This is a genomic window from Streptomyces sp. I05A-00742 (assembly GCF_013055795.1).
Classification (GTDB): domain Bacteria; phylum Actinomycetota; class Actinomycetes; order Streptomycetales; family Streptomycetaceae; genus Streptomyces.
In genome coordinates this window covers 1-7,068 of the sequence record NZ_JABETO010000082.1, presented here as the reverse complement: position 1 = coordinate 7,068, position 7,068 = coordinate 1, and the positions used below count along the sequence as shown (strand labels likewise).

Sequence of the window (7,068 nt, the reverse complement as noted above, 5' to 3'; positions counted from 1 at the left end):
CAGCCGCGGGGTCCGGGGAGCCGGCCGGGGTCGCGGCCGGCGATCCAGCCGCCGGCGCGCTGGCCGGGGCCGGCGGCGGGCCCGTCGTCGGCCCCTCCCCCGGGTCCGCCGATGACGATGACGACGTTGGGGTCGCGCCAGGCGTGGTCGGCGACCTTGTCGGAGGTCAGCACGGTGACGCGTTCGCGGGCGGTGCCCAGTTGCTCGCAGATGACGAAGGTGCGGTGGACCGGGCCGAGGAGGAGCGCCAGTTCGGCGGGGCCGGCGCCGGGCGAGGTGAGGACGGCGACCTTGGGGTGGGCGCGGCAGACATTGACGGCGCGCCGCAGGTCGCGGCTGTGGGCGACGACGATCTGGGCGTCGTCCCACGGCATGCCGGCCCGGGCGAAGGCGGTGGCGACGGAGGACACGGCCGGGACGACCTCGACCTCCAGGCCGTGCTCGGGGGCGCGCAGGGCGCGGACGACGCCGAAGAAGCCGGGGTCGCCGTCGGCGAGGACGACGGCGGTGCCGCGGTGCCGGGCGATGCGGGGGGCGGCGAGGTCCACGCTGCCGAGCCTGATGCGTTCGGCGCCGGGCGGGATCTCGGGCAGCGCCAGGTGGTGGGCGGCTCCGGCGACGAGGGTGGCGGCGCCCACGGCGGAGCGGGCCGCCTCCGTCAGCGGTGAGCCGTCCCATCCGATCACCGTGACCCGGTCGGCCATCGTCGTCTGTCTCCTGGGCTTGTCTCGGGGGGATCGTTCGGGAAGTTCCGGCCGCTTCGGGCCGGCACCGCCCGTCCCGCGGCGGGCATGGTGAGAGTACCCCGGCAGGTCCGGACCACCGTCCGGAGTGCGGGGCGGGTGGTTGCGCGCGGGGGGCGTCAGCGCCAGCCGGGCGACCACCCGGGGAACGCCGTGGCGTAGCCGGTGCCGTCGGTGTGCTGCTCGCGCACCTCGTCGAGGTCCTCGGGCAGCAGGCTCCAGACGATGAGGTCGGTGCGGATGTCGGTCCAGCCGCCGTCCTCGGTGCGGCTGCGCGCTATCCAGGCGTTGCGGAGGACGCCCTCGCTGATGCAGCCGATCTTCTGGGCGACCTGCTGGGAGGCGGTGTTGTCGGCGGCGGTGCGGAGTTCGAGGCGTTCGAACTTCTGGTCGCGGAAGAGCCACTGGGCGACGGCGAGGACGGATTCGCAGGCGTAGCCCTCGCCGCGGGCCCAGGGGGCGGTGACGTAGGCGACCTCGGTGGCCAGGGTGTGCCAGTCGGTGTGGTGGAGGTGCACGATGCCGACGAGGCGGTGGGTGAGGAACTCGGTGACCGCAAAGACGATTCCGCGTCCCGAGGTGCGCTCGGCGGGTGCCGTGTGCAGGGCCCAGTCACGGGCGTCGGCGGTGGTGTAGGGGTGCGGGACGGAGGTCCAGGCGGTGATGAGCTCGTCGTTCATCATCTCGGTGAGCGCGGGCACGTCCGATGCGTCGAACGGGCGCAGCACCAGCCGGTCCGTACTGATGGAGATGTCCGGAAAGGTGGAAGTCATGCGCTGCTCCAACGCCGGAGGGGGTCCCCCGCGCCGTTCGGACGTGGGGAAGGGTGGCCGGTTCCGTCCCGGCGGTCGCGCCGGTCACGGGTGCACCAGCATGCAGTATGGCCACAGTCGTGCGCCAAGCGCGGCGGCCCCGCGCACGCGTGGCGTGTGCGGGGCCTGCGTCCGCCGAGACGGCTGAGAGTACCGGCGGTTCCCCGCGGATGCAGGGCGGGCGCCCTGATCGGTGGTCCGTTTCGGCCGGAGGGCCGGTACGGAGCCCCCGTCGCGGAGGGGGTGCGGTCCGCCGGGACGGGCGGGGCGGGGTGAGGCGGGCGTCAGCTCTTGACGGGGCCGAAGGCCGGGATGACGGCCCCGTTGCTGAACTTCTTCTCGATGAACTGCTTGACCTCGTCGGAGTTGAGGAGCTTGGCGAGCTTGACGATGCGCGGGTCCTGCTCGTTGCCCTTCTTCACGGCGAGGAAGTTGGCGTAGGGGTTGCCGTCGGCCTTCTCCAGGGCCAGGGAGTCCTTGGCCGGGTTGAGCTTGGCGCCGATGGCGAAGTTGCCATTGATGATCGCGGCGTCCACGTCGCCGAGGCGCGGCGGGATCTGGGCCGCCTCGATCTCGGTGAACTTGATGCCCTTGTCGTCCTTGATGTCCTTGAGGGTGGCGTCGGCGCCCTTGCCGTCCTTGAGCTCGATGACCTTGTTGTCGGCGAGCAGCTTGAGGGCGCGGCCCTCGTTGGTGGCGTCGTTGGGCACGGCGATGGTGGAGCCCTCGCCGAGCTCGGAGAGCTTCGTGACCTTCTTGGAGTAGAGGCCGAGCGGCTCGATCTCGACGTTGACGACCGGGACGATGTCGGTCTTGTTCTTCTTGTTGAAGTCGTCGAGGTACGGCTTGTGCTGGAAGAAGTTGCCGTCGATCTCGCCGCTCTGGGTGGCCGTGTTCGGCACGTTGTAGTCGTTGTACTCCTTCACCTCCAGCTTCAGGCCGTTCTTCTCCGCGAGGTTGTCCCGGACGAAGTTGAGGATGTCGCCGTGCGGGGTGGGGCTGGCCGCGATGACGATCTTGGCGGTGGGGTCGGCGTCCTTGCCCTTCTTGGTGGAGGACGAGGAGGAGTCGGAGGGGGCGCTGCAGGCGCTCAGGCCGAGGGTGAGCGCGGCGGCTGCCGCGACGGCGGCGGTGAGCTTGACGGTGGTACGCACGAAGAGTGCCTCTTTCTTGTTCTCACGAGATGGTGCCGCCCGGCAAAGGGTCCGGGCTCGTGGTGGTGCTCCCCGGGGCCGTCGACGGACCCCGGTGGTTCAGGGTGCGTCGACGGCCGCCTTGGGCTCGTCGGCGGCGCGCCGGGCGGGGACAGCCGTGGCCTCAGGGGCTTCCGTGGCCGCCGGGGCCTTCGCGGTGCGGCGCAGGCGCCACAGGCCGACGGGGGCGGCCTGGCCTCCGGTGCGCCGGGCGAGACGGCGGACGGTCAGGTCGCCGGCGAGCTGGACGACGGTGACGATGACGACCAGCAGCACGATGGTGATGTTCATCAGCCCGTGTTCCTGCCGCTGGTAGCCGTAGTTGATGGCGACCTGGCCGAGCCCGCCGCCGCCGACCGCGCCGGCCATGGCGGAGTAGCCGATGAGGGCGATCACGGTGGTGGTCAGGCCGGCCACGAGCGAGGCCAGGGCCTGCGGGAGCAGCACCTTGAAGATGACGGTCCAGGTGCCGCCGCCCATCGACTGGACGGCTTCGATCAGGCCGCCGTCGACCTCGCGGAGGGAGGTCTCGACCAGCCGGGCGAAGAACGGGATGGCGCCGATGGCAAGGGCGACGACCGCGGCGCTGGGGCCGATGGAGGTGCCGATCACCATGCGGCTGAACGGGATCAGCCAGACGATCAGGATGATGAACGGCACGGATCTGGCGATGTTGACCACCGCGCCGACGACCTTGTTGACCACGATGTTCCGCAGCAGTCCGCCGCGGTCGGTGAGGTAGAGCAGGATGCCCAGCGGCAGGCCGCCCACGATGGTCCAGACCGCGGACCACCCCACCATGAAGAGGGTGTCGAGACACCCGTCGCGCAGCAGCGGCTGCATCTCGGACCAGGTCACTTGGCACCTTCCTTGAGGAGGGCGTCGGCCGCGGCCGCCGCGTCGTCGTGCACGGGCGCCACCTCGACCTGGAGTCCCTGCTCGCGCAGGAAGCCGATGGGGACGACGTTCTCCTCGAACCGGCCGGGCAGCTCGATGCGCATCCGGCCCACCTGGCGGCCGGCGACGGTGTCCATCGCGGCGCCCAGGATCGAGATGTCGATGTTGTAGGTGCGGGAGAGCTGGGAGATGACGGGCTGGGTCGCCGCGTCGCCGTGGAAGGTGACGTCCACCACGGTGCGGTCGGGGCCGGACGGTTCGCCGCCCACCGGGAAGAGCTCGGTGGCCAGCTCGGAGCCGGGGGTGGCCAGCAGCTCGGCCACGGTGCCGGACTCCAGGACGCGGCCGCCCTTCATCAGGGCCGCGGAGTCGCAGATGGTCTTGACGACGTCCATCTCGTGGGTGATCAGCAGCACCGTCAGGCCGAGCTGCTGGTTGAGGTCGCGCAGCAGCTGGAGGATCGAGCGGGTGGTCTCCGGGTCGAGCGCGGACGTCGACTCGTCGGAGAGCAGCACCTTGGGGTCGCCGGCCAGGGCGCGGGCGATGCCGACGCGCTGCTTCTGGCCGCCGGAGAGCTGGCCCGGGTAGGCCTTGGCCTTGTCGGCGAGGCCGACCAGGTCCAGGAGCTCCAGCGCCTTGCGGGAGCGCTCCTTGCCGGACAGGCCGAGGATCTCCAGCGGGAGCTCCACGTTGCCCTGCACGGTGCGCGAGGAGAGCAGGTTGAAGTGCTGGAAGACCATGCCGATACGGCTGCGTGCCTGGCGGAGCGCGGCCCCGGCGCGCGGGCCGCGGCCTGCGAGCGCCGTGAGGTCCTGGCCGGCCACGGTGACCGTGCCGGAGGTCGGGCGCTCCAGGAGGTTGACGCAGCGGATGAGGGTCGACTTGCCGGCGCCGCTCTGTCCGATGACGCCGTACACCTCGCCCTCCCGCACATGCAGGTCGACGCCGTCGAGGGCGGTGACCTCGCGGCCGCGTGAGCGGTAGACCTTTGTCAGGCCCGTAGTGGTGATCACAGGGGTTTCCGTCGCTGTCGAGTGCGCGGCCGTGGGGGGCCGGCGCACGGGAATTCATTGCGGAACGCGGTAGGGGTGTCCCCGCGGATGCCGGTGGGGCGGCTCGGGGAATCCGGGTGTCGCGGAACCATGGAGGAGGGGGAGAGCGCGCGGTCCGTCGTCGGACGCGGGCTCTACGGGTCTCGCTTCGGGGCGCGAGGCTCAGAACGGGGGCCCTCAGCGGTCACACATTCGACACATGCGACGAGCAGCACCGGGCGTCGTCATCGCCTCGGTCGCAAAGGTGCGGGTGCTCGTCGTGGTCATGCGGGCAAGTAAAACAGACGTACGCGCGAACAGGCCAAGGTTGTCCGAATGGCGGACACTCCCGGTCACCCAGTGGACAGTGCGGGCCGGGCGCGGCGGGCCCCGGACGGCCGTCTAAAGTCGTCCCCATGCCTGTCACGCCCCATCCGCACGCCCCTGCCGCCCGGGGGTCACGGTGATCGACGCGCTGACACTCGCGGTCGGCGTGACCGCCCTCGCGCTCGCCGCCTGGTGCGGCCAGGCCACCTACCGCGACCAGCCCACCAAGGACTGGCACTTCATCGGCATGGCCGTCGTCTCCCTGCTCGTCCTCGTCCAGCTCGTCATCGGCGTGGTCCAGCTCGCCCGCGGCGAGCGGCCCGTGAAGGGCACCGCCCTCTTCGTGGCCTATCTGCTGGGCGCCGCCGCCTGCGTTCCCGGCGCCGGTTTCATGTCGCTCACCGAACGCACCCGCTGGGGGTCCGCCACCGTGGCGGCCGGCGCCGTGGTCCTCGCCGTGCTCGAAGTCCGGCTCTACGACATCTGGGGAGGCTGACCGTGACCGAACCCGTCACCGCCGAGGGCCTGGGCAAGGGCCCCGGCCGGCTGCTCGTCTGGCTCTACGGCGTCTTCACCGTGGCCGCCGCGTCGCGGTCCGTCGTGCAGATGGCACTCCACTTCGGGGACGCGCCCCTCGCGTACCTGCTGTCCGCCGTCGCCGCCCTCGTGTACGCCTTCATCACCTACTCCCTGGTGCGGGGTGGAGAGGTGGCCCGGCGCGCCGCACTCGTCTGCTGCGGGCTGGAGTTGCTCGGCGTCCTCACGGTCGGGACGTGGACGCTGGCGGATCCCGGGGCGTTTCCCGATGCGACCGTGTGGTCGGACTACGGGATGGGGTATCTGTTCATTCCGGTGATCCTGCCGGTGACGGCGATGGTGTGGCTGCGGCGGGTTTCCGCTGCGCGGTGAGGGTGCCCCTGGGGGCGAGCCCCCAGACCCCCCGAGCGCGCCTGCGGCGCGCGTCCTCAAACGCCGGACGGGCTATTCAGCCCGTCCGGCGTTTGAGGACAACCGCGCGCAGCGCGGTTTCAAGGGGGTGCGGGGGCTTGCCCCCGCAAGAAACGGTGAAAGGGAGGGACAGGGGCCTACCTCACCGCGCCGCAGCCAACTCCTGCACAGCCGCCACCTTCTCCAGCGTCACCAACGTCAGCACCTTGCTGACCTCCTCCACCCCCACCTGCTCATAACCCCGTTTGCGGCACAACCGCAACATGAGCTCACTCCGCCGCCCAACAGCCAACCGAAAGCGCCGCACAGACCCATCCGCGACCAGCCGCTCCTCGACAGCCGCGAGAAGGCGACCGCCGAGGCCATGACGACGCAGCCGGGGATGAACGATGAGAGCGGCGAGAGTGGCGACGCCCTCGGCGTCGGCCGTGCCGCGGACGGAGCCGACGACCTCGTCGCCGAGGCGGGCCACGAGAACGCAGCCGGCGGCGAGTTCGGCACGCAGGGCGTCGAGCGTCTGGGTGAGGGGTTCGAGGGAGTAGTCGCCGTAGAGCTCGGCCTCGCCCTGGTAGCAGAGGTACTGGAGCTTGAGGATCTGTTCGGCGTCGCCCTCGGTCGCCGCCGCGATGGTCACGCTCATACCCATGTGCGCATGCCTCCCCTGGTCAGTCCCGTACGTTGCGTCTGACAGGAGCCGCCGCGGTGCACGTCGCCTCCGTGGCGCCTGTTGTCTACCGCTCCTTTCCCCCGGGGGCAGGAGTGGCAATCGCCGCCGTGAGCATTCTGCGCAGGCATCCCAGGCATCGGGAACGGATCGGCCCCAAAGATCCTTGTGAGATACCCAACTCTCCTGCGATTTCGCGGTAGGTCGGGTCTCCGGGGGAGAGCAGGGCGCGCATCAGGCCGGGGCACCTGCCGGGCAGCCGCCGTACCGCGGCGCGCAGTTCGCGGCGCGATTCGGCGGCGAGCACGGCCCGTTCCACACCGGACTCGGGGACGCCGGCGGGGTCGGCGGGCTCGGCGGCCGTCGGGTCGTACGGCACCTCGCGCCGGGCGAGGCGGCCCGCGGCGCGCGCCTCGGCGCGGACTGCGGCGCGTAACCGCAGGGCGGCCGGCT

General features: G+C 71.4%; 9 protein-coding genes. 2 read left to right on the top strand and 7 right to left on the bottom strand.

Translation table 11 applies throughout. The features are described from left to right. The 5 genes from cbiE to HN013_RS32005 all read right to left on the bottom strand — a co-directional run. Nucleotides 1-704, bottom strand: a 704-nt coding sequence (gene cbiE / locus HN013_RS32025) for a precorrin-6y C5,15-methyltransferase (decarboxylating) subunit CbiE (RefSeq protein ID WP_249375690.1), incomplete at its 3' end; no start/stop codon positions are given. Between the two features lie 158 nt (nt 705-862). Next, nucleotides 863-1,516, bottom strand: coding sequence for a GNAT family N-acetyltransferase (locus HN013_RS32020; protein WP_171172504.1), 654 nt, complete (start codon nt 1,514-1,516; stop codon nt 863-865). Nucleotides 1,517-1,839: 323 nt separating this feature from the next. Continuing rightward, nucleotides 1,840-2,709 carry a MetQ/NlpA family ABC transporter substrate-binding protein gene (locus HN013_RS32015; protein ID WP_171172502.1) on the bottom strand — a complete coding sequence of 290 codons (870 nt, stop codon included), beginning with the start codon at nt 2,707-2,709 and terminating at the stop codon, nt 1,840-1,842. Between the two features lie 99 nt (nt 2,710-2,808). Further along, nucleotides 2,809-3,606, bottom strand: a complete 798-nt coding sequence (locus HN013_RS32010) for a methionine ABC transporter permease (protein WP_312018779.1) — start codon at nt 3,604-3,606, stop codon at nt 2,809-2,811. Continuing rightward, complete coding sequence (locus tag HN013_RS32005) at nt 3,603-4,658, bottom strand: methionine ABC transporter ATP-binding protein (RefSeq protein WP_171172500.1); 1,056 nt, start codon at nt 4,656-4,658, stop codon at nt 3,603-3,605. The genes HN013_RS32010 and HN013_RS32005 overlap by 4 nt, the downstream gene beginning before the upstream one ends. Nucleotides 4,659-5,139: 481 nt before the next feature. Between HN013_RS32005 and HN013_RS32000 the strand changes: the two genes are divergently transcribed. Beyond that, on the top strand, nt 5,140-5,499 hold the full coding sequence (locus HN013_RS32000) for a hypothetical protein (protein WP_171172498.1): 360 nt from the start codon (nt 5,140-5,142) through the stop codon (nt 5,497-5,499). Between the two features lie 2 nt (nt 5,500-5,501). Beyond that, nucleotides 5,502-5,912 carry a hypothetical protein gene (locus HN013_RS31995; protein WP_312018778.1) on the top strand — a complete coding sequence of 137 codons (411 nt, stop codon included), beginning with the start codon at nt 5,502-5,504 and terminating at the stop codon, nt 5,910-5,912. A 181-nt stretch (nt 5,913-6,093) separates the two neighbouring features. On the opposite strand, the gene HN013_RS31990 is transcribed toward HN013_RS31995, so the two are convergent. Beyond that, nucleotides 6,094-6,597: a GNAT family N-acetyltransferase gene (locus HN013_RS31990; RefSeq protein ID WP_171172497.1), complete on the bottom strand. Its 504-nt coding sequence runs from the start codon at nt 6,595-6,597 to the stop codon at nt 6,094-6,096. Nucleotides 6,598-6,682: 85 nt separating this feature from the next. Beyond that, nucleotides 6,683-7,068, bottom strand: a 386-nt coding sequence (locus HN013_RS31985) for an RNA polymerase sigma factor (protein ID WP_171172495.1), incomplete at its 5' end; no start/stop codon positions are given.